Origin of the sequence: Halarchaeum salinum (assembly GCF_039520965.1) — an archaeon.
Taxonomy (GTDB): Archaea; Halobacteriota; Halobacteria; order Halobacteriales; family Halobacteriaceae; genus Halarchaeum; species Halarchaeum salinum.
The window spans coordinates 1-20187 of sequence record NZ_BAAABL010000006.1 but is presented as its reverse complement, the minus strand read 5'-3'; the positions used below and the strand labels follow the sequence as shown (position 1 = coordinate 20187).

The following is a 20187-nucleotide window of genomic DNA, read 5'->3' as shown; positions in this document are numbered from 1 at the left end:
AGTGTACGGCGCTTTCAATTCGTTAGAGCTGATTCAGCAAACCATGAGAACTCTTCTATGACACCCTCGTCGCTGAAGGTCGTCAAGGACGGCCTTCAGCGACTTCCCTTCCAGCGTAATACTGTTGCCCCGCCACGTCCGCAGTTCCTCGACGATTTCCGGGTTCGCGTTGGACTTGACGCGGGAGATGAACCAGCCGTCATTGGCGTCAATACGGTCGAATAGCCAGAAATCGTAGAAGCCGAGATCGAACAGGATGAGTGCGCCAGCTACCCACTCGCCGGTGGGTAGCTGGCTCCGTTCGTGTGTTGTTCCGTCGGTCGTCTGGAGCCGCGTCGGAAGACCAGTCGAGAGTGATTCGGTGAGATGAACTTTCAGCCCGGCCTGATCGTCACCAGAAGCGGTGTAGACATCCTTGGCGTCGTGGTAGAGCGAAATGAACGTCGCATCAACGATGAGGACGTCTCGAAAGTGTTCGAGACGCCCTCTCAGGTCGTTTCTGTCGGGATCGAGATTCTCGATGGCGTCATCGAGAATCTCTCGAAGCAGTGCAACGAACCCTGGTTCAAACCACTCGTGAAAGGACGCGTAGGAGAGTTCGTCGCAGTCAGCCATCTCGACGTAGCGTTCGAGAAACGCTTGGAGAGAACGGTCTGACCCGGCAGCAAAGCCGAGCGAGAGCGTGTAGAACAGCGCAACGATATCGAACTTTCGCTCACGCTCGACGAGATTCGTTGCGCGAGCCCGCTCGCGCAACTCATCGGATGGAAACGCTCTTTGTATCCGGTTAACAACGACCGAATCCGGTGGTGAGTAAGTCACACTTCCCACCGGATTTCTCAGACGTGTAGTTGCGACGGTCTCCAATCAGCAGATAGCGTGGTCGTTCTCCACTAAACTAGAACGGATGGGAGTACGCCGTGGTTCGTCGAGTTCGCGAACGTGGCCGTCCCGTGGGGCGAGCTGTTCATCGGCCTCGGCCTGCTCGTCGGCGCGTTCGTCCGCCTCGCGGCGTTCTTCGGCGCGCTCATGATGCTCATGTTCTACTTCGGGAACTGGGACATGAGCCACGGGTTCATCAACGGGGACTTCGCGTACATGCTCGTGTTCCTCGCGGTCGCCGCGTTCGCCGCGGGCCGCATCCTGGGCCTCGACCAGTACATCGAGAACTACGACGTCGGTGGCGAGACGCTCGTTGAGCGCTACCCCGCCCTCGAATACATCCTCGGCTAACCACGCCGAACTCTCTTCAGGAGTACAATAATGCAAAATCCAATTCAAGCACGCGGGATTCGTTCTCTGGGACTCATCGTCATCGGAGCACTGACGCTAGCCGTCATCATTGGAATGACTCTGACGCACGCTGCTGTTCCAGATACAGTGATGTGGGACTGGCATGACGGGATGTGGAATGATGGTCACATGGCCGGGTGGGGAATATGGAGCTGGGGGATGATGTTGATCGGTTTGCTGTGGATGGCACTTCTGATCGCCCTTCCCGTCTACATCGTCTACTGGCTGACAACGCGGTCGCCATCGGACGGCCCCACCGAGGATAGCGCACTCGCTGTCCTCCAGGAACGGTACGCTCGCGGCGAAATCGACGACGAGGAGTTCGAACGCCGGCGCGCCCGACTCACGCCTGACGGCGGCCGTTACTGACTGTTCTTCCCCTATTCGTCGACTTCCGTCTTCACGACGGTCGCTGGGCGGGTCGTCAATCGAAGGACGCGGTCGGTCACGCTTCCGAGCAAGGCCCGGTATTCTTCCGGCCGGTGTTTCGTTCCAAGTACAAGTAGATCCATATCTTCGGCATCAGCATACCGTACAATCGTCTCAGCCGGTCGGCCGTGCTCAATTGCTTTGACAACATTGACACCGACCTCCTTCGCTTTATATTGGATGTCTGCGATTGTTTCCGTTCCAAGTTCTTCGAGGCCATGTTCTGGGCCTTCGGCTTCATCAACGTACTCGTCACCGCTGTATGCTGTTACGACGTCCTCATCGACTACATACAGAACATGAAGATCGGCATTATGGGCCTCTGCTAGCGCGATAGCATGGGATTCAGCTTCCTCAGAAGCAACTGTCCCGTCAGTCGAGAGCAAAACCGTATCGTACATTTCTCTTTACTTATTGAGACTAGATTATAAAAGCAGCGCTCTTGGATAGTGGCGTAGCTGGTAACACTTTTTGTAACTTCACAAAGTTTGGAGATTGTCGTCTCTCACGGTTGAAGAGTGGAGGATTTCTATGACGACCAGCTGATGCTAAGCTATTTCCTGTTATGAGTCGTACTGATTAGCATGGGTACCAGACCAACTGACCTCCGGATGGATATTGGTCGTATTGCTGATGAGTCGGTCGCCCGTGTCACGCCTGACGCCACGGTTGCCGAGATCGCTCACACGATGATCTCCCAATCGCGGTGTGCCAGGTACGTGGTCGTCGAAGAATCCGATCAGATCTCTGGTATCATCACCGATCGAGACCTGATTGCTAACCTGCTCACCGAGGAAAGCGAGTTAAGTGTGCTCACAGCCGAGACGAGTGGAGACGACGTACGAGCTGCTGACGTGATGACGCGTGACCCACTTACTGTGCCAGCAGATGCTGAGATTCCAAAAGTCCTGAGACAAATGAACGAAGCGGGTGCTCGACACGTCCCGGTTGTTGAAGACGGGAGCGTTATCGGGATGATCACTCTGGACGATTTAATTACGCATGTTGCTGGTGAGAGCGCACACGTTTCAGCTCAGATGGATAACGTAGCGGGCATCATCCGAACAGAGTCTACGCACGATTGAAACGCTAATTTGGACTCAAAGTTTTTCGTGTTGCTTGTGCTTCCAGAAATAGAGTCAGTTGAGAGAGATTATCGCATGAGGAGCCGTCTAAGGACGTAGTGGAGGATGCCGCCGTGTTCGATATAGGTCACGGCGGCCGGCGTGCCGACCTGTGCTGTGACCGGGAACTCGACAGTCGACCCGTCCGCGCGCTCGGCGATAACGGTCAGTTCGTCCATCACATCGAGCCCGTCATCGAGGCCGTGGATCGTGAAGATCTCAGACCCATCCAGACCGAGAGATTCCCACGAGTCGCCATCATCGAACTGCAGGGGGAGCACACCCATGCCGACGAGGTTGTCGCGGTAGATGCGCTCGTAACTCTCGGCGATGGTTGCGCGAACACCGAGTAGGTCCGTTCCTTTCGCCGCCCAGTCCCGGCTGGAGCCGGTACCGAACTCTTCGCCTGCCATCACGACGAGCGGGACTCCCTCCTCGCGGTAGCGCTGGCTGGCTTCGAACACGGTCGTCTGCTCGTCGGTTGGGTGGTGGATCGTATAGCCACCCTCGACATCGTCGAGCATCTCGTTCTCGATGCGGACATTGGCGAACGTTCCCCGCATCATCACCTCGTGGTTGCCCCGGCGCGCGCCGTAGGTGTTGAACTCGTGCGGCTCAACGCCGTTATCGAGCAGCCACTGGCCGGCAGGGAGGTCAGATCCGAAGGGGCCAGCAGGGCTGATGTGGTCGGTCGTAACGGTATCGCCGAGTGTCAGCAGGCAGCGTGCATCCTCAATATCGGCGACGCCGGGTTTTTCGAGGGGGAAGTCCTGGAAGAACGGCGGCTCTCGGATGTATGTCGAGTTGTCGTCCCACTCGTAGACGTCACCTGTGGGCGCGTCGAGAGCAGCCCACCGCTCGTCACCCTCGAACACAGAGGCATACTTCTCCTCGAACATCTCAGGAGAGACGTTCTCGTGGATTGCTGCCTGCACGTCCGCTGCGTCGGGCCAGATGTCCGCCAGATACACCGATCCCCCCTCCTCGTCGGTGCCTAGCGGCTCGTTCTCGAGGTCGACGTCCATCCGCCCTGCGAGGCCGTAGGCGACGACGAGCGGCGGGCTCGCGAGGTAGTTCGCACGGATCTTCGGGTGAATACGCGCCTCGAAGTTCCGATTTCCGGAGAGGACGCTCGTCGTCCAGAGGTCGTGGTCGTCGATCGCTTGCTCGATGGGATCGGGAAGTGGTCCGGCGTTCCCGATACAAGTGGTACAGCCGTAGCCGACGACCGCGTACCCGAGCTCTTCGAGATACGGAAGCAGGCCCGATTCCTCGAGGTACTGCGTGACGACGCGACTGCCGGGTGCGAGACTCGTCTTGACGTACGGCGGGACATCTAAACCTTTCTCGACGGCGTTCTGGGCAAGCAGACCAGCAGCGATCATCACCGACGGGTTCGAAGTGTTCGTACAGCTCGTGATGGCGCTGACGAGGACGTCTCCGTGTCCAATTTCCACTGTCTCACCGTCGAGGTCGACCTCAACGCGTTTGGTTAACGGGTGCAGTTCCGATTCGGGTTCGACCTGAACACCGCCGTCGGTCTCCGCACCAGCTGCATCACCTTCGCCGAGCCACCGCTGTAGGGCGTCTTCGTCGACATCATCGAGGTCGTCTTCGAACTCCCCGTGGAGAAGTCCCCGGAAGCTCTGTTTCACGTCCCCCATCGGAATCCGGTCCTGTGGCCGCTTATGTCCGGCGAGACTCGGCTCAACAGTCGAAAGATCGAACTCGACCACCTCGGTGTATTCCGGTTCCTGTTCTCCGAATAGCCCTTGCGCTTCGAGGTACTCGCGAACAAGGTCGATGTGGGCGGGGTCACGCCCGGTGAGTTCGAGATACTCGAGCGTCTGCTCGTCGACCGGGAACATACTGATCGTCGAGCCCTGTTCGGGCGCCATATTGGCGATCGTGGCCCGGTCGGGGACTGTGAGATTCTCCACACCAGGACCGAAGAATTCGACGAACCGGTCGACGACGCCGACCTCGCGGAGCCGTTCGGTGATGTGGAGCACGAGATCCGTCGCCGTCGCGCCCTCGGGTAATTCGCCTTCGAGGCGGACGCCGACGACCTCGGGAAGTTTCATCGTGACCGGCTGACCGAGCATTGCCGCTTCCGCTTCAATGCCGCCGACGCCCCAGCCGACCACACCGATGCCACCGATCATTGGGGTGTGGCTGTCCGTGCCGACGAGTGTGTCCGGCAGGAGCCATTTCTCACCGTCTCGCTCGCGGGCGTGGACGACCCGGCCCAGATGCTCGAGATTCACCTGGTGGACGATGCCGGTCCCCGGCGGGACGACGTTGAAGTTCTCGAAGGCGTTCTGCGCCCACTTGATCGCGCGATACCGTTCGGCGTTGCGCTCGTACTCCAGTTCGACGTTCTTCTCGTAGGCGTCCTCGGAGTCGAAGTAGTCGACTTGGACGCTGTGGTCGATTACGAGATCAATAGGGATCTCTGGTTCGACCAGGGTCGGGTCCCGATCTTTGCGGTCGACTTCGGATCGAAGGGCCGCCAGGTCGACAACTGCGGGCACGCCAGTGAGATCCTGTAGGACGACTCGTGATGGAGAGAACGGAACCTCTGCGTCCGGTACGTCTGGCTTCCAGCCAGCAGCATTCTTGACATCCGCTGCAGTAACAGTTTCGCCGTCGGCGTTCCGGAGCACCGACTCAAGCAGAATACGGATGCTCACAGGGAGCGTGTCGAGGTCACAGAGCCCCTGCTCTTCGAGTGCTCGAAGATCGGCCATCTTGTACGTCGTCCCGTCGACGTCGAGCTCGCGGACGGCATCGAACGGAAGTGTATCAGTCATAGTATCTACACCTGGGATTGGCAGTCGTATCAATCCCTCTCCGAATCCGATTCGACGAGAATCGGGATTTGTTACGCAGAGGCATCGTATCCAGCGTCTTCGACCACAGTCACAAGCTCATCCCGTTCAGCGGACCCCTCGACCGTCGCGGATTCTGAGTCACGATCCGCAGTAGCAGACGTAACCCCCTCAACTTCTTCGAGTGCCTCTTCGACGGTCTGCTCGCAATGTTCACAGGTCATTCCTTCGACGGTGATTGTCTGAGTCATATCCATTCGTAGATAGGGGCGAGTATTCTATGTGGTTTTCTGCTTAGAATCCAATGTTGTCGCAGCCCTGGATCACCGATTTCGAAGGTGTGTTGTGGGCAACAATAATGTATCCTGCGAGACGAAGCGGTCGTATGCGCAATTTGGATGAAACCGACTTAGAAATCCTCTCGTTACTCGCTGATGACGCCCGCCGCCCGTTCAGCGATATTGGCGAGGAGGTCGACTTGTCGGGGCCAGCCGTGTCTGACCGGGTAAAGCGATTACAGGAAGCTGGCATCATTAACAACTTCACGATTGACGTCAACCGGGCTCATCTCCGAGCTGGTGTACCGGTATTTATTCAGGCCGAAATCGGCTCAGCGTCGTTGGAGGCCGCCCGCGAGCGGGCTCGAGAGTCAGATGGCGTTGAACACGTCTTCACGACCTCCGAAGGAGATCTTTGGTTCTATGCCCGTGTTGAAGCCCAGAACGTACGTCAGTGGGTAGATGGACTCTTTAACGAGATCGATGTAGCAGATTACACCGTCACGCTAATTGACGAGCTTGAATGGACGCCGTCCGTTGATGGCGTCGAATTTGCACTCACCTGTGCTGAATGTAACAATACCGTTGATAATCAAGGTGAAACGACGAGAATCGACGGAGAGATCTATCACTTCTGTTGTCCGTCCTGTCTCACACGGTTCGACGATCGGTATCAGCGACTCGAAGAGGGAGCGTAACGCTGTCTTTGGAATCCAAATTTTCCTGCAGTCGAAACCCCGCCTCTCGAAGCAGTAAATCGCCTAAACCTAGACCCCGTATAGTAGAACAAGCATGACAAGCCAAACAATCCATCTTGATATCACGGGAATGTCCTGCGCCAACTGTTCGGCGACGATCCAGGACACTCTCGAATCGCTCGACGGGGTATCGGAGGCGGATGCGAACTTCGCCACCGACGAGGGTTCCGTCACCTACGACCCTGAAGAGGTATCGCTCAAAGAAATCTACGACGCGATCGACGAGGCCGGGTACGGCGCAGTCTCTGAGACGGTAACGATTGCCATCTCCGATATGACCTGTGCCAACTGCGCCGAGACCAACCAAACCGCTCTTGAAAATATTCCGGGCGTCGTTAATGCGGAGGTCAATTACGCAACCGACGAAGCACAGGTCACCTACAATCCTGCGGAAGTATCTATTGGTGCGCTGTACGATGCTATCGAGGAGGCTGGCTACTCGCCCGTCCGCGAAGATGGTGCCGACGAAGAGTCGGGCCAGGACGCACGAGATGCCGCCCGTCAAGCCGAAACTCGGAAGCAACTCAGGTTGACCCTCTTTGGGGCAGTGTTATCGGCACCGTTGCTCTTCTTCCTCATCGACAATTATCTGCTCGGTGGCGCGATCGTCCCTGAAGCCGTCTTCGGTGTGGAACTTGGCTGGGTTGAGTTCCTCCTCGCCACGCCGGTACAGGCGATCCTCGGCTGGCCGTTCTATAAGAACTCGTACAAGGCGATCGTGAAGAACGGCCGCGCCAATATGGACGTGCTGATTGCGATCGGTTCAACAACGGCCTATCTATACTCTGTGGCAGTCCTTGCTGAACTCATTGCAGGTGGACTTTATTTCGACACGGCAGCCCTCATCCTCGTGTTCATCACGTTGGGTAACTATCTCGAAGCTCGGTCGAAGGGCCAAGCGGGTGAGGCCCTCCGAAAGCTCCTCGAAATGGAAGCCGAAACGGCGACCATTGTCCGCGAGGACGGCAGTGAAGAAGAAGTTCCGCTTGAAGAGGTCACAACTGGTGACCGGATGAAAATTCGTCCAGGTGAGAAGATTCCCACAGACGGTGTCGTTGTCGACGGTCAGTCTGCCGTCGACGAGTCAATGGTCACTGGCGAATCTGTGCCTGTCGAGAAAGAGGAGGGCGATGAGGTCGTCGGCTCGACGATTAACGAGAACGGCGTCCTTGTCGTGGAGGCGACGAAGGTTGGAGAAGACACGGCCCTCCAACAGATCGTCCAGACAGTCAAGGAGGCCCAGTCGCGCCAGCCCGACATCCAGAATCTCGCCGACCGCATCTCCGCGTACTTCGTGCCTGCGGTCATCGCGAACGCCCTTCTCTGGGGTGTCGTCTGGTTCCTGTTCCCCGAGGCTCTCGCTGGCTTCGTCGACTGGCTCCCGCTGTGGGGTCAGGTTGCTGGCGGCCCGGCCCCGGTCGGTGGGACCGTTTCAGTCTTCGAGTTCGCGATAATTGTCTTCGCGTCCTCGATCCTCATCGCCTGTCCCTGTGCGCTGGGGCTGGCGACGCCCGCAGCGACGATGGTCGGGACGACGATTGGTGCCCAGAACGGCGTCCTGTTCAAGGGCGGTGACATCCTCGAACGAGCGAAAGACGTCGATACAGTCGTCTTCGACAAGACGGGCACACTCACCGAAGGGGAAATGGAACTCACCGACGTGGTCGTCTTTGATAGCGATGGAAATGTGGTGACTGACGGTGGCGAGCCGACCCCAGATGGTGGACAGCTCAGCACCCGTGAGCGCCTCTCAGAGGATGATGTGCTTCGACTGGCGGCGATAGCTGAAAGCGGCAGCGAACACCCGCTCGCCCGTGCAATCGTCGAAGGGGCCGAAGAACGCGGCCTGGACGTGACTGAGCCTGACGACTTCGAGAACGTTCCGGGCCACGGGATCAAAGCAGTCATTGGTGACAGCGAGGTGCTGGTCGGCAACCGCAAGCTGCTGCGGGACAACGGGATCGACCCCTCTCCCGCTGAGGAGACGATGGAACGCCTCGAGAACGAGGGGAAGACGGCGATGCTGGTCGCCTACGAGGGGGAGCTCGTGGGTGTGGTCGCCGACGCCGACACAGTGAAGGAAAGCTCCAAGCAGGCTGTCACAGCACTCCAGGAGCGGGGAGTTGACGTGATGATGATTACGGGCGACAACGAGCGAACTGCCCGTGCGGTCGCTAAACAGGTGGGTATCGACCCGAAGAACGTCCGCGCAGGAGTCCTTCCTGAGGACAAGTCCAACGCGGTCGACAGTATTCAAGACGAGGGCCGGCAGGCGATGATGGTCGGTGACGGCGTCAACGACGCTCCGGCACTCGCGGTCGCACACGTCGGGACAGCAATCGGCTCCGGCACCGACGTCGCCATCGAAGCTGCAGACGTCACGCTGATGCGAGACGACCCGCTCGACGTGGTAAAGGCGATCCGAATCTCAGACGCGACACTCCAGAAGATCAAACAGAACCTCGTGTGGGCGCTCGGTTACAACACGGCGATGATTCCGTTAGCGTCGCTCGGCCTCCTCCAGCCCGTGCTCGCTGCAGCAGCAATGGCGTTCTCGTCGGTGTCGGTGCTGACGAACAGTCTCCTGTTCCGGCGGTACACCCCCGATCACGACTACAAGCTCTTCGGATTTCTTCGCTAACCGTCACCTCTAGATCAATGTCGAATATTTCCCGGCACACGGTTCGAAGGTACCTCGTCGAGACAGCCAGTAGCGAACCGACATACCTCCGGGCTCGCGAGATTGCCAGCGACCTCGACGGATCTCCCAAGGCAGTCGCGCAGTACCTCAGCCAGCTCCAGGACGAACTCACAATCGTTTCACTCGAACAGTGGGGGCGCTCGAAAAGCACGACGTGGCGATTGGAGGTGAACGGGTCGTGAGTACTGTCACCCGCCGCGTCGAGACTGTCCTTCCGGAGACCGGCTCACGCGAGTGGTGGGCGCTGTACCTGCTGGCCCCGCTCGTCCTTCTCGGTGGGGGCATCCTCGTGTTTCCGACGTTGGTCTACGACCGGTTCATCTGGCAGTATCTCTGGGGACCAGTCGTCGCCGATGCGGCCGGTCAGCCAGTCACGCACGAGGGGATTCGTGCTGTCCAGGGCTACAACGCGGTGAACACGGTAATCTACCTCGCGGCAGTCGTATACAGCCTCCCCGGACTACGTGCGTATCTCGACCAACTCGACGTCACGTTCGACGCACGACTGGCCTACGGGTTCGCTCCGATCATCATCGCAGGTGGGGCGATGCGCGCCCTCGAGGATCTCGGGCTGCTCGGGGACTACGCGGTGTGGTTCATCACGCCATCGATTTACATCGTCGTCACCGCTGTCACCATCCTCGCGCTCGGTGTCGGTGCACTCTTGCGTGACCAAAATATCGGATCTATCCCGCTAACAGTCGGGCTCGTCGGGTCGGTGTGGGCTGTCGGGGCCGTCTGGTGGGCTGTTTGGCACGGCCTCTCGACATCGACCCCACTCAGCCTATGGGTTCCTGTCGCGACGACGGGGATAGCGCTCGGCGTAACCGCACTCTACTACTGGGGCACGAGTTTCGCCAATATCACCCACCTTCGACACCCGCTAATTCTGCTGGCCGTTTTCGGCCAGTTGTGGGACGCTGCGCAGAATCTCATCGGTGTGACGTTCCTCGGCTACTCCCCAAAGCTGGTCGTGACGAATCTCGTGTACCAGGCGACTGGATTCTCCGGATCGACGTTCGTGCTGAAACTCGTCGTGACTGTCGGCATCGTGTGGTATCTCGCCGATGCGAAAGAGGAGATGAATCACACGTGGTGGTGGCTTATGACGTTCTTCATCGGAGCGATCGGACTCCCGATGGGCGTTCGTGGGTCACTTCGGATGCTGTTGGGAGCTTAACGATGGCCTCAAAGATTGGCAAAAACCGATGACTCGAACGTCCAAAATTGCGGTAATAGGTGGAGGGATGGCCGGGCTTGCAGCAGCTGCTGGATTCGACGAGTCGTCCGCCCGAGAGTGTTGGTGTAGTGTGTCATTGTGATCGTTGAGTCAGTAAGTCGAATATCTATCGTGTCAGACGAGGATCCGAACAGGGATCGTTAGCAGCCGTACCCCTGTCCGTTCATCCCCGTCGCGGTGTGATTGTCGTCCGCCATATCTTGGGCCATCTCGTCGACGGTCACGCCCATGTGCGCTTCCATCTCGTCAACGGCATTCGGGCCCATGTAGTCGGTCATGTGACCTTCCATCCAGGCCGCCCAGTCTGCTGCACTACCATCGGCTGGCGTCCCTTCAGCTGCCGTCTCGTTCCCCTGGATCGGTTCGTCACCGTGTGCGCTAACTACCGGGGCGGCAAACGCGAGTCCGACAATCGCGAGCACCACGAGCAGCCATCGTCCGAGGTTTCGGTTGGTCATTGTTTTTCGCCTCAAGTAGTCATACGGTGGGTTCGGAGTTATCTTCGTGGGAGTGAACTCAAACAGGAGAGCGTTCAAGAACGTCTATAACGCCATCTAAACGTTTTCTACTGACGGGATCGTTCATACCTGCCGAATTCGAAAGGATCAGAGGAATGGTGAGAGCAAAGGGGATCCGTCGAGACTGTTCACCTCATTGCGGCGATCCAGACAATAACCACGGTTCAGGCGGCGAGGGAGGCTCGGGTATTGCTGACCACGAACGAGATGGATCAGTTCCCTCGGAACTGGTGATACTGCCTCGTGAGTGCCTGACGATGGTAGAGGATTCCAATTGTCATGAGGAACAGAACGGTCGCAATTTCGTAGCCATACGCACCAAGCAATAACATCGTTGAAGAACCACTCAGTCCGCCTGCAAGTAGTACGGCAAACAACGGGCTAACGCAGGCAGGGCACGCCACAATCCCGACTATTCCTCCGACTGCCGACTGCGAGAAATCAAGCAATGCATCATAGACGAGATACGCCAGCGCGAACAGGCCAACCGCTTGGTAAGGAATGAGCGAGACCGTGATCAGGTCACCTGTATAGACGAAGACCGGACTCCATCCCAAAGATCGACCCCACGTTATTCCGAAGCCGCTTGGTCCAGTGAGCTGCCCGAAATGAGAGGTGCTCGGTCCAAGTAATCCTGAAAAATAAAACATCACGATGAGATATAGAGCAACGACAAGTGCGGCACCAATACGATACACTCGACGTTTCGTTACAGGTCGAGTGTGCCAGATCACCCAGACTGAGGCGGTGAACCAAATAAATGGAAGGACGAAATGGGTCCACCGGCTCCCCATATCTCCTGTGAAATATGCGTACACCAACCCGGCGATCAACTGTGCGGCGAGGAGGAGATTGAGCCACGTGCTTGACTTGAGAACCCGGCTAATGCGATCAGTTTCGAGTGTTGCTTGTGACATGATGGGTAGTGTTAGTATGAATTTCTACGTCTGTTAGTTCTGCAGGTCATCACTCGGATACACGCGGTAGGTTCGACCCTGTCGTTCCCGATACAGCAGCCCGCGCTCCTCGAGTGAACTCACGGTCTGGCTCACTTTACTCTTTGAGAACTCAGATCGATCCCGAAGTTCGATCTGCGTGATTCCAGGCGAGTTCAGGACGGGTTCAAGGACGCGTCGTTCATCATCCGGTAAGAGATCGAGAACGCGCGCTTGCGGATCCGATTCAGGATTGATAGGCGTCGCCGGCGAGGCGTCATCGTCTATCGATGTAGGCGTTGCCTCCGATACCTGATCGGGGTCGATGTGATCCGCTGAGTCGGTTGTCGAATCGATGAGATTCCCTCGAACCACGTAATAGATGCCACCGATACTGCCTGCGACCAGAAGGGTTCCAACCACGTACCAGAGAGGATCTGGACCGTGAATCGCCCCCATAGACGAGTCCATCATCGGCCCCATCGACTGCTCGATAGCGCGACGCTGTTGATAGGCCCGCCAACTGAGTAGTCCGCCAGCCAAGAGGACGAACCCAAGGAGCACACCAACGACGGTATCCGCTGGACGTTGGTTCATATGACATCCCCTTGTTTCGATATCTGACTGCTCATACAATCAATTTTGGCGCGACAGGTGTGACAATTGCGGATTGAAGGTGCGATGATGAAGTGCTTCACAGCGGATGAACCACAGTACATCTATCAGTGATCGTGATCGTGGTTTGTTATCTGCGGGCTTTGATCAGCAAATTCCGTGGGCTCTTCCTCGAATGCCCGCTTACAGGTCTTCGAGCAAAAATAGTACGTCATCCCATCATTGGACGCACTCGGCCCCTCATCGTCGGTCCGCATGCCACACACCGGATCACGATACTGACCTGGTGCGCCGATTCCACGTCGGTAGACATACAGGAGGAACCCGGAGAGCGCGAAGGCGATAATATTGAGGTAGAACGTGTAGTTGAGCTCGAAGTACGTCTGTTCGGTCGCCGTCTCGCCACCGGCCAGATCTGGTACGATGCCGAGGGCGTCGAACAGCAACTCCATGAGGAAGCCAGTGAACGCCATCGTCACGAAGAAGACGCCAAGGATGTACAGCATGATCTTCCAGCCGTAGTACTTCCGGTAGACGTTCAGCACGGGCACGGTGATGAGGTCGGCGTAGACGAACGCGATGATCCCGGCGAAGCTGACGCCACCGCCCCACAGCGCGACGGCGAACGGGACGTTGCCCATACTGCCGACGAAACTGAGGACGGCGATGATGACGCCCATGACGGCGTTCTCGGCAGTCACGAGCAGGCCGTCGCCCTGAATGAACAGCGTGGTCCACACCCACTGCGGGACGAAGACGATGACGAACCCAGAAATAAGGAAGCCGGCGACGATGTCTTTCCAGATCATCGACCACTCCTTGCGGTACTGATTCCCGACCTTGTACCAGCCACCCCACGACAGCAACTCGTCACGCCACCCGCCGCTACTCGACGTCTCCTGGCGATAGGTCTCCATACAGCCCTCCGAGCAGAATTTGAGCGTCTCACCGCCGTCGGTCGTGAGCGTGTACTCGTCTTTCCCCTCCATCCCGCAGGTGGGATCTTCCGTGACGCCCGCCTGGCGGTCGCGCTCGTTGAGCTTCTCGCGGACTTCGTTAAACAGGTTTTCGGGAAGCGTAAGGTGGACGATGGCGGCCATGACGGCGATGAGAATCAGGCCGCCGAGCAGTTCCGCGACGAGGAACTCCCAGCCAAGCAGGATGAGAATCATCAGCCCTAGTTCGACGATGAGGTTCGTCGACGCGAACATGAACGCGAGGAAGTTCACCGCGTGCGCCCCCTTCTTGAACAGGCCCTTCCCGATGGCGACGGCGCCGAAACTACAGCCACTGCTTGCTGCTCCGAACACAGTCGCCTTGGTAAGTCCAGTTAGATCGCCCTCACCCAGCACCTGTGCCATCCGCTCCTTCGAGACGTAGACCTGGACCAGACTCGTAATCGTGAGGCCCATGATGATCGCCCACGCCGCCGTCCAGAGAAATCCGACACCGATACGAAGGGATTCAAGAACTCCGTCGATTATCGTCGCCTGCATAGGTGTATCATTGTAGGGATCATCTATTGCGGTTTTGATTAGAATATACTGCCTATGAGGGTATCAGTACTATGGCATCGTAACCGTCGGCCATAGATGATCTATCGTGAAGAGGGGAAAACATTGCAAACCTCCACAAGCTCCACGGAATCCGACTTCAGATTCAAAAGGGGAATCTGATTAAATCACGCCGACGTATTAGAGGCTAATGGGACCAGTAGAGACCGATGATATCCCAAATGAGGGGAACACCACCTGGAAGAACAGCCTTCGCCGGCCTGCTCGGTTGTCCAGTACGGTAACTGTCACATCCACTTCCTAATTTACGATGGCTGTCGATCTGGCAATCCATGATGCACTCGTTCTCACAGCCGACGAGCGGAACCGCCTGTACGAGCGCGGCACAGTATGCATCACCGATGGCTGTATCGAAGAAGTCCGACCATCACGTGCAGGAGACGGAGAATTAGAAGCGTCCACCGTTATCGACGGGAACGGGAAACTGGTGATGCCGGGGTTGGTGAACGCCCACACGCACTTGGAGATGACACCGCTCATCGGTGCGTTTAGCGAACTCGAGCTGACGGAGATGCTTGGGAGTGGGACGGCCTTGTTTAACAGATTAGGGAACGGCGAATTCGAGTACCTCGTCGAGGCAGGCGTCGAGCTCGCAGCGCTCAATTTCCTCTTGGGCGGTGTCACGACCGTGAACTCGATGGACGCACGGCCTGCCGCAGGTGCAGAGGCGTTCGGGGAAGCAGGGCTCCGCGGATTTTTCGGCCCGGCGATCTCGGACCTCTTCTGGGACCAACCAGTCGATCAGCAGTTCTCCCGTGCTCGCGAGTTCGTCGAAACGTACCACGACACGTACGAGGGCCGAATCAGGGCGACGATCTGCCCGCACGACGACTGGTCGTGTACCAGGCAGCTGTGGGAACGGACCGCGTCCCTCGCCGCAGAGTACCCGGACCTGCTCGTCCACACGCACTTGCTCGAACTCGAGGAGAGTAACACGATGGCACGAGCGAACGGTGGCGAGGACTCGGTGGGATTGCTCGACGACGTTGGACTCCTGGACGACCGACTGGTCGCTGCTCACTTCCGCCTCGCCGACGAAGAGGACATCCAGCGAACCGCCGAGGCGGACGCGGCTGTTGCGCACTGCCCGTCCGTCTTCTGTTACTGGAATCCGGACGGGGAGACGCAGTGGACGCCCGTTCCCGAGCTTCGAGCCGCCGGCGTCGACGTCGGAGTAGGGATTGACGACCACTACTGGCACGACTCGTACAGCATGTTCGGTGAAGCGCGGCAAGCTCGGCTGGCGGCAAATCTCAAGCGTTCAGCCGGGCAGTTCGACTCGATGGAACTGATACGAATGCTCACTATTGAAGGCGCACGCGCGCTGGGGATGGGCGACGAGATCGGCAGTATTGAAGCGGGAAAGCGCGCGGATATTATCCTCCTCGACGTCGACAAACCGAAGTTCACGCCACGGACCAATATTCCTGCACAGGTCGTGAACAACGCGGTGCCGGCCGACGTCGAGACAGTGATCGTTGACGGCGACGTCGTCCTCCGGAATGGTGTGCCCGAGACAATGGACTCGGACGACGTGCGACAGCGAGTAAATCAGGCTGTCGAACGCTTCATGGACGAGACAGGCTGGGAGTTAGACATTGGTGGTAGTGAACCGCCGACCAGCATCGAGACTGTACGGGACCTCCCAAAGCGTGGCCCTGCGCGACTCCTGACTCGCCTCGCGATGCAATCCGCGCGTGATCGGTTCTCCTTCTAAGACCCTGCCAGCGTAGGGGTGGTTCCCCCTCAGGAATTTCTGTGGGCGCGAACGAACGCACGTCGCAGGACGGTCAGAAGAACGTACGTCTCGTACTTCTGGGTCTGGCAGTGCTCGCAGGGCTGCATATCCTCGACGATCTCCTCAATAGCGTCGTCGTACTCGTCGGTGAGCGTAGTGAGCGCGTCCGTGATCTGGGGCTGGGCAGCGTCGATCATCTCCTCGACGGCGGCGTCGGCCGAATCTGGTAGTGAGTACGAGAGGACGATCGTGTTCGCGTGGTAGTACTTCGTCGTCCCACCACGCCCCTCCTCGAAGCGAACGACGTCGACGAGGCCCGCATCCCGGAGCTCGTTGATGTGATGGCGGACCGTGTTCTCCGTCCGGTCGATGCCGCGATCGTCGAGGCGTTCGTGGACCTCGGTCGCAGTTAGGGCTTCCTCGGACAGAATGTCGAGGACCATCGCCCGCATCGGCTCGTCGATGGCGTCCGAAATCCGAGTGTCTCGCACCGCGATGTCGTCGAGACGGTGGTCGGTATCGGAATCACTCATACGAGAACTGAGCGCGAGCACGCGGGAAAAGGTAGCGGGGCAGGAGTCGGGTAGGTGTCTGTCGAGGTATCCAGTACAGGATGGACCCGCGATAGCGAAAGCCCTAGACGACCCGTTTGACTGTTCCAACGACCCGTATCCGAATTCAAACATATCATCTAAAAAATACTTATTGAGGTACGGGCACTATCTCAAACTGTAATGAGCGACACAACCCAATTCCGCGTCCTCGACTTCGACTGCCCGACCTGCGCGAGTACCGTCGAACGCGCCCTGTCGAACGTCGACGGCGTCCAGCACGTCGAAGTCCACTACGCGACCGGCCGCGTCGAGATCGAGTACGACGACAGCGTCACTGACCCCGACGCCTTCGCAGAGACCATCGAAAACCAGGGGTACACTCCCCAGCCCGCCTAACACTATGAACAAACAATCGATCACGCAGTACTACCGGAACCACCGGAAGGCCATCGTCACGGCGACGAGCGGCCTGCTGTACGGCGGTGGCTGGAGTCTCGGCTACCTCACGAGTTTCGAGATGGCAAGCGCCGCCATCCTCGTCCTCGCGACGGTCGTGGGTGGCTACGACATCGCCAAGACCGCTTACCACGAGGTCACCAACCGGACGCTCGGCATCAAGACGCTGGTGACGCTGGCCGCCATCGGTGCTATCGTCATCGGGGAGTACTGGGAAGCCGCCGCCGTCGTCTTCCTGTTCAGCCTTGGCAGCTACCTCGAAGGCCGGACGATGCGGAAGACCCGGACGGCACTTCAGGAGCTACTGGAGATGACGCCCGACACGGCGACCGTCCGTCGCGACGGGACACTCCAAGAGGTCTCCGCCCGCGATGTCGAAGAGGGCGAAGTCGTCGTCGTAAAGCCGGGCGGGAAGATCCCGGTCGACGGAACCGTCGTCGACGGCGAGAGCGCAGTCAACCAGGCGCCGGTCACCGGCGAGAGCGCGCCCGTCCACAAGGCCGACAGCGACGAGGTGTACGCCGGGACGGTCAACCAGGAGGGCGCGCTAGAAATCCGGACGACGGGAGCGGGATCGGATACGACTCTCGAACGGATCATCCGTCGCGTCGAGGAGGCCCAGGAGGCTCAGTCGCCCACGGAGAGTCTCATCGACCGGTTCGCGAAGTACTACACGCCGGCCGTCATTGCCCTGGCTATCGGCGCGTACGCGGTCACGCAGAACGCGATCCTGTCGCTGACGCTGCTGGTCATCGGCTGTCCGGGCGCGCTGGTCATCGGGCCACCGGTCAGCATCGTCTCGGCCATCGGTAACGCCGCCCGGTCGGGCGTGCTGATGAAGGGCGGCGAACACCTCGAACGCGCCGGCAAGATCGATCTCGTCGCCTTCGACAAGACGGGGACGCTCACGAAGGGCGAGACCACCGTCTCCGACATCGAGGGGTTCGGCGTCGCCGCCGCCGACGTCCTCTCGCTCGCAGCGACCGCCGAGAAGAAGAGCGAACACCACCTCGCGGACGCCATCGTCGACATGGCCCGCGAACGCCAGACGGCTGCGACGGACGGTGGAGCGACGGTCGCCCAAGCGGACGATACGGACGTGGGGCGCAGGTCGGTCCCCGATCCCGACGACTTCGACGTGGTCGCCGGCAAGGGCGTCATCGCCCATGCCGATGGCCAGGAAGTCGTCGTCGGCAACCGCGCGCTGCTGGACGACCGCGACGTCGATGTCCCCGATCGGGTCGCCGACTACGTCCGCGAGCGTGAGGGGCGCGGCGAGACAGTCGTCCACGTCGTTCGGGACGGGGACATCATCGGCGCGATTGCGATGCGGGACGAGCTCCGGGAGGCCGCTCCTGGGGTCGTCGCGGCGCTCCAAGACGCTGGCATCGAGACGGTGATGCTCACCGGCGACAACGATCGGACGGCCGCTGCCGTTGCCGAGGAGGTCGGTATCGACGAGTACCGTGCCGAACTCCTCCCCGAGGACAAGCAGTCCGTCATCGAGGGCTACCAGGCCGACGGCCACGTCGTCGCGATGGTCGGCGACGGCATCAACGACGCGCCATCGCTGGCCACTGCCGATGTCGGCATCGCGATGGGTGCTGCGGGAACGGACACCGCTATCGAAACGGCTGACATGGCGTTGATGGCCGACGACCTCGAACGCATCCCGTACGCGGTCAAACTCAGCAAGGCGACGCGCTGGAACGTCCTCGAGAACGTCGGGATCGCGGTGCTGACCGTGACCGTCCTCCTCGCGGGCGTGCTCACCAGCTACGTCACCCTCGCGTCGGGAATGCTGGTCCACGAGGCCAGCGTCCTCCTCGTCATCCTCAACGGGATGCGACTGCTCCGCTACTGACCACGAGACACGATCACAACCACAACTCATGACATCGAATTCGACTGCGACTGACACGACCCAGACGAGAACCAATTGGCAGGTCGACTACGACGTCGAGCCGATCGAAATCCGCGACCCCGTCGCGGAGGCCCTCGACGTCCTCGAACCGGGCGAGCCGTTCGTCATCGCTTATAGAGACGCGGTGAAAGAGGCAGGACACTCCTGTCCGACTGCCTCGGGCGCCTACCGGATCGTCCAGCTCGGGCTCGACGCCCTGTATCCCGACGACTATCCAGTCCGGAGCGAAATCGAGGTCCAGACGGCCGGCCCGCAGGAGGATGCTGCGTACGGCGTGATGAGCCGTATCATCTCGTACGTGACTGGCGCGACCGGCGATGACGGATTCAGCGGGCTCGCCGGCGGCTATGGCGGCCGCCGCGACCTCCTGTGCTTCGACGGGTTCGACCCGGACACGGCGGACCCGACGTTCCGGTTCCGGCGAACCGACACGGACGAGACCGTCGAAGTGGCCTACCACGTCAGCGACGTTCCTAGCGGTGGACCCGCAATCGGGAACCTCCAGAGGATTCTCGACGGATCGGCAAGCGACCAGCAACGGGAGGCCTTCGCTGACGCTTGGCACCGCCGCGTGCAGGCTGTTCTCAGAGACGCCACCCTATTCTCCGTCGAAGGGGTATGAACGCGGCGGTGTACCCCTCACACTCGTAATGAGAGTTACCGCGATATACTGTTGGGCTCCTTGGGTACCTTGGTAGCGCCATCACCTAACTCGCCGACATCGATATGAGAGTACCCCACGCAAACCATCCCCTCAGAGTTGTCCAAGTATCGAGCTACAACCGCCAACCCAAATACTCAAACAAGAATCTCGCCCATCCCGCGTCAACTGCCATATGGAGCAAGGTAATCGTGTTTCCAATGGTCGATATCGATCTCCACAGCCTCTGAAGTCGTTGGAGAACCGACCGTGACCCATCAGTCATAATCTGCGGCAACGTCTACGGACACATCTATGCCGTTGTATGAGTCGTCGGAGCGCCCTGTCGGTGCCGTCGATATTGACGGGGTACAAGAGGTCAACTATGATTTATTTCCAGTTCATTTCGAACTGATTCGAAGGCACGCATCAAATCTATCCTCCGAGGTTGTGTCGCTCCGAATGTGCGGCTGTGTTGAATCGCCATACGGCGGTGGAATTCACTGTTTCACGGCTCTATTGAATCCGCAGACAGCGTCGGGATGAGTCGTTAGAACGTTGGAAGTGAAGCGGGAGAGT

Annotated in this window: 18 protein-coding genes and 3 pseudogenes; 11 read left to right on the top strand and 10 right to left on the bottom strand. The window is 58.9% G+C overall.

Features of this window, described 5'->3' with window-relative positions:
• Positions 1–42: 42 nt before the first annotated feature.
• Positions 43–831: pseudogene (locus tag ABDZ36_RS00550) on the bottom strand (IS4 family transposase); the annotation flags it as partial.
• A gap of 78 nt (positions 832–909) precedes the next feature.
• Here ABDZ36_RS00550 and ABDZ36_RS00545 point away from each other — a divergent pair.
• Together ABDZ36_RS00545 and ABDZ36_RS00540 are read left to right on the top strand one after the other, a co-directional pair.
• Positions 910–1233: pseudogene (locus ABDZ36_RS00545) on the top strand (DoxX family protein); the annotation flags it as partial.
• Positions 1234–1476: 243 nt separating this feature from the next.
• Positions 1477–1662, top strand: a complete 186-nt coding sequence (locus ABDZ36_RS00540; RefSeq protein ID WP_254861395.1) for an SHOCT domain-containing protein — start codon at positions 1477–1479, stop codon at positions 1660–1662.
• A gap of 11 nt (positions 1663–1673) precedes the next feature.
• On the opposite strand, the gene ABDZ36_RS00535 is transcribed toward ABDZ36_RS00540, so the two are convergent.
• The gene (locus ABDZ36_RS00535; RefSeq protein ID WP_092817280.1) at positions 1674–2123 is read right to left on the bottom strand and encodes a universal stress protein; all 450 of its coding nucleotides are present in this window, start codon (positions 2121–2123) and stop codon (positions 1674–1676) included.
• 183 nt (positions 2124–2306) lie between these two features.
• Here ABDZ36_RS00535 and ABDZ36_RS00530 point away from each other — a divergent pair, with 183 nt between their 5' ends.
• On the top strand, positions 2307–2807 hold the full coding sequence (locus ABDZ36_RS00530; protein ID WP_004594590.1) for a CBS domain-containing protein: 501 nt from the start codon (positions 2307–2309) through the stop codon (positions 2805–2807).
• Positions 2808–2875: 68 nt separating this feature from the next.
• On the opposite strand, the gene acnA is transcribed toward ABDZ36_RS00530, so the two are convergent.
• Together acnA and ABDZ36_RS00520 are read right to left on the bottom strand one after the other, a co-directional pair.
• Positions 2876–5659 (bottom strand): aconitate hydratase AcnA, encoded by a 2784-nt coding sequence (gene acnA, locus ABDZ36_RS00525; protein WP_095638031.1) that lies wholly within the window; start codon positions 5657–5659, stop codon positions 2876–2878.
• Between the two features lie 71 nt (positions 5660–5730).
• Positions 5731–5928, bottom strand: a complete 198-nt coding sequence (locus ABDZ36_RS00520; RefSeq protein WP_049938510.1) for a heavy-metal-associated domain-containing protein — start codon at positions 5926–5928, stop codon at positions 5731–5733.
• Between the two features lie 134 nt (positions 5929–6062).
• Between ABDZ36_RS00520 and ABDZ36_RS00515 the strand changes: the two genes are divergently transcribed.
• The 4 genes from ABDZ36_RS00515 (at position 6063) to ABDZ36_RS00500 (ending at position 10594) form a co-directional block, all read left to right on the top strand.
• A complete protein-coding gene (locus tag ABDZ36_RS00515; protein WP_049986206.1) occupies positions 6063–6653 on the top strand; it encodes an AsnC family transcriptional regulator in 591 nt (196 codons plus the stop codon).
• Between the two features lie 94 nt (positions 6654–6747).
• Entirely contained in the window at positions 6748–9354 is a 2607-nt protein-coding gene (locus ABDZ36_RS00510) for a heavy metal translocating P-type ATPase (protein WP_004594598.1), read from the top strand.
• 17 nt (positions 9355–9371) lie between these two features.
• Entirely contained in the window at positions 9372–9596 is a 225-nt protein-coding gene (locus tag ABDZ36_RS00505; RefSeq protein WP_004594599.1) for a DUF7123 family protein, read from the top strand.
• Positions 9593–10594: a DUF63 family protein gene (locus tag ABDZ36_RS00500; RefSeq protein WP_128906704.1), complete on the top strand. Its 1002-nt coding sequence runs from the start codon at positions 9593–9595 to the stop codon at positions 10592–10594. The genes ABDZ36_RS00505 and ABDZ36_RS00500 overlap by 4 nt, the downstream gene beginning before the upstream one ends.
• 200 nt (positions 10595–10794) lie before the next feature.
• Here the strand turns inward: ABDZ36_RS00500 and ABDZ36_RS00495 are convergent, their stop codons facing one another.
• The 4 genes from ABDZ36_RS00495 to ABDZ36_RS00480 form a co-directional block, all read right to left on the bottom strand.
• Complete coding sequence (locus ABDZ36_RS00495) at positions 10795–11112, bottom strand: hypothetical protein (protein ID WP_004048656.1); 318 nt, start codon at positions 11110–11112, stop codon at positions 10795–10797.
• Positions 11113–11384: 272 nt separating this feature from the next.
• The gene (locus ABDZ36_RS00490) at positions 11385–12089 is read right to left on the bottom strand and encodes a DUF7546 family protein (protein ID WP_123624180.1); all 705 of its coding nucleotides are present in this window, start codon (positions 12087–12089) and stop codon (positions 11385–11387) included.
• Between the two features lie 33 nt (positions 12090–12122).
• On the bottom strand, positions 12123–12704 hold the full coding sequence (locus ABDZ36_RS00485) for a helix-turn-helix transcriptional regulator (RefSeq protein WP_004048657.1): 582 nt from the start codon (positions 12702–12704) through the stop codon (positions 12123–12125).
• Between the two features lie 125 nt (positions 12705–12829).
• Positions 12830–14218, bottom strand: a complete 1389-nt coding sequence (locus ABDZ36_RS00480; protein WP_211312467.1) for a permease — start codon at positions 14216–14218, stop codon at positions 12830–12832.
• A 328-nt stretch (positions 14219–14546) separates the two neighbouring features.
• Between ABDZ36_RS00480 and ABDZ36_RS00475 the strand changes: the two genes are divergently transcribed.
• On the top strand, positions 14547–16013 hold the full coding sequence (locus ABDZ36_RS00475; RefSeq protein ID WP_050051507.1) for an amidohydrolase family protein: 1467 nt from the start codon (positions 14547–14549) through the stop codon (positions 16011–16013).
• Positions 16014–16042: 29 nt separating this feature from the next.
• Here the strand turns inward: ABDZ36_RS00475 and ABDZ36_RS00470 are convergent, their stop codons facing one another.
• Positions 16043–16567 carry an ArsR/SmtB family transcription factor gene (locus ABDZ36_RS00470; RefSeq protein WP_004048660.1) on the bottom strand — a complete coding sequence of 175 codons (525 nt, stop codon included), beginning with the start codon at positions 16565–16567 and terminating at the stop codon, positions 16043–16045.
• Positions 16568–16768: 201 nt separating this feature from the next.
• Between ABDZ36_RS00470 and ABDZ36_RS00465 the strand changes: the two genes are divergently transcribed.
• Genes ABDZ36_RS00465 through ABDZ36_RS00455 form a run of 3 tightly spaced genes read left to right on the top strand, consistent with a single transcriptional unit; the run spans position 16769 to position 19590 of the window.
• Entirely contained in the window at positions 16769–16984 is a 216-nt protein-coding gene (locus ABDZ36_RS00465) for a heavy-metal-associated domain-containing protein (protein ID WP_004048661.1), read from the top strand.
• Between the two features lie 4 nt (positions 16985–16988).
• Complete coding sequence (locus ABDZ36_RS00460; protein ID WP_006186939.1) at positions 16989–18908, top strand: heavy metal translocating P-type ATPase; 1920 nt, start codon at positions 16989–16991, stop codon at positions 18906–18908.
• Between the two features lie 28 nt (positions 18909–18936).
• Entirely contained in the window at positions 18937–19590 is a 654-nt protein-coding gene (locus ABDZ36_RS00455; RefSeq protein WP_006186940.1) for a hypothetical protein, read from the top strand.
• A gap of 35 nt (positions 19591–19625) precedes the next feature.
• On the opposite strand, the pseudogene ABDZ36_RS00450 reads toward ABDZ36_RS00455, so the two are convergent.
• A pseudogene (locus tag ABDZ36_RS00450) lies at positions 19626–19903 on the bottom strand (site-specific integrase); the annotation flags it as partial.
• Between the last annotated feature and the right edge of the window lie 284 nt (positions 19904–20187).

What these genes read in the sequence shown, in the direction of transcription:
- ABDZ36_RS00540 (WP_254861395.1), top strand. Translation starts at nt 1,477, where the DNA reads ATGGCACTTCTGATCGCCCTTCCCGTCTACATCGTCTACTGGCTGACA.
- ABDZ36_RS00490 (WP_123624180.1), bottom strand. Translation starts at nt 12,089, where the DNA reads ATGTCACAAGCAACACTCGAAACTGATCGCATTAGCCGGGTTCTCAAG.
- ABDZ36_RS00535 (WP_092817280.1), bottom strand. Translation starts at nt 2,123, where the DNA reads ATGTACGATACGGTTTTGCTCTCGACTGACGGGACAGTTGCTTCTGAG.
- acnA (WP_095638031.1), bottom strand. Translation starts at nt 5,659, where the DNA reads ATGACTGATACACTTCCGTTCGATGCCGTCCGCGAGCTCGACGTCGAC.
- ABDZ36_RS00510 (WP_004594598.1), top strand. Translation starts at nt 6,748, where the DNA reads ATGACAAGCCAAACAATCCATCTTGATATCACGGGAATGTCCTGCGCC.
- ABDZ36_RS00475 (WP_050051507.1), top strand. Translation starts at nt 14,547, where the DNA reads ATGGCTGTCGATCTGGCAATCCATGATGCACTCGTTCTCACAGCCGAC.
- ABDZ36_RS00470 (WP_004048660.1), bottom strand. Translation starts at nt 16,567, where the DNA reads ATGAGTGATTCCGATACCGACCACCGTCTCGACGACATCGCGGTGCGA.
- ABDZ36_RS00465 (WP_004048661.1), top strand. Translation starts at nt 16,769, where the DNA reads ATGAGCGACACAACCCAATTCCGCGTCCTCGACTTCGACTGCCCGACC.
- ABDZ36_RS00495 (WP_004048656.1), bottom strand. Translation starts at nt 11,112, where the DNA reads ATGACCAACCGAAACCTCGGACGATGGCTGCTCGTGGTGCTCGCGATT.
- ABDZ36_RS00480 (WP_211312467.1), bottom strand. Translation starts at nt 14,218, where the DNA reads ATGCAGGCGACGATAATCGACGGAGTTCTTGAATCCCTTCGTATCGGT.
- ABDZ36_RS00520 (WP_049938510.1), bottom strand. Translation starts at nt 5,928, where the DNA reads ATGACTCAGACAATCACCGTCGAAGGAATGACCTGTGAACATTGCGAG.
- ABDZ36_RS00460 (WP_006186939.1), top strand. Translation starts at nt 16,989, where the DNA reads ATGAACAAACAATCGATCACGCAGTACTACCGGAACCACCGGAAGGCC.
- ABDZ36_RS00485 (WP_004048657.1), bottom strand. Translation starts at nt 12,704, where the DNA reads ATGAACCAACGTCCAGCGGATACCGTCGTTGGTGTGCTCCTTGGGTTC.
- ABDZ36_RS00455 (WP_006186940.1), top strand. Translation starts at nt 18,937, where the DNA reads ATGACATCGAATTCGACTGCGACTGACACGACCCAGACGAGAACCAAT.
- ABDZ36_RS00505 (WP_004594599.1), top strand. Translation starts at nt 9,372, where the DNA reads ATGTCGAATATTTCCCGGCACACGGTTCGAAGGTACCTCGTCGAGACA.
- ABDZ36_RS00530 (WP_004594590.1), top strand. Translation starts at nt 2,307, where the DNA reads ATGGGTACCAGACCAACTGACCTCCGGATGGATATTGGTCGTATTGCT.
- ABDZ36_RS00515 (WP_049986206.1), top strand. Translation starts at nt 6,063, where the DNA reads ATGCGCAATTTGGATGAAACCGACTTAGAAATCCTCTCGTTACTCGCT.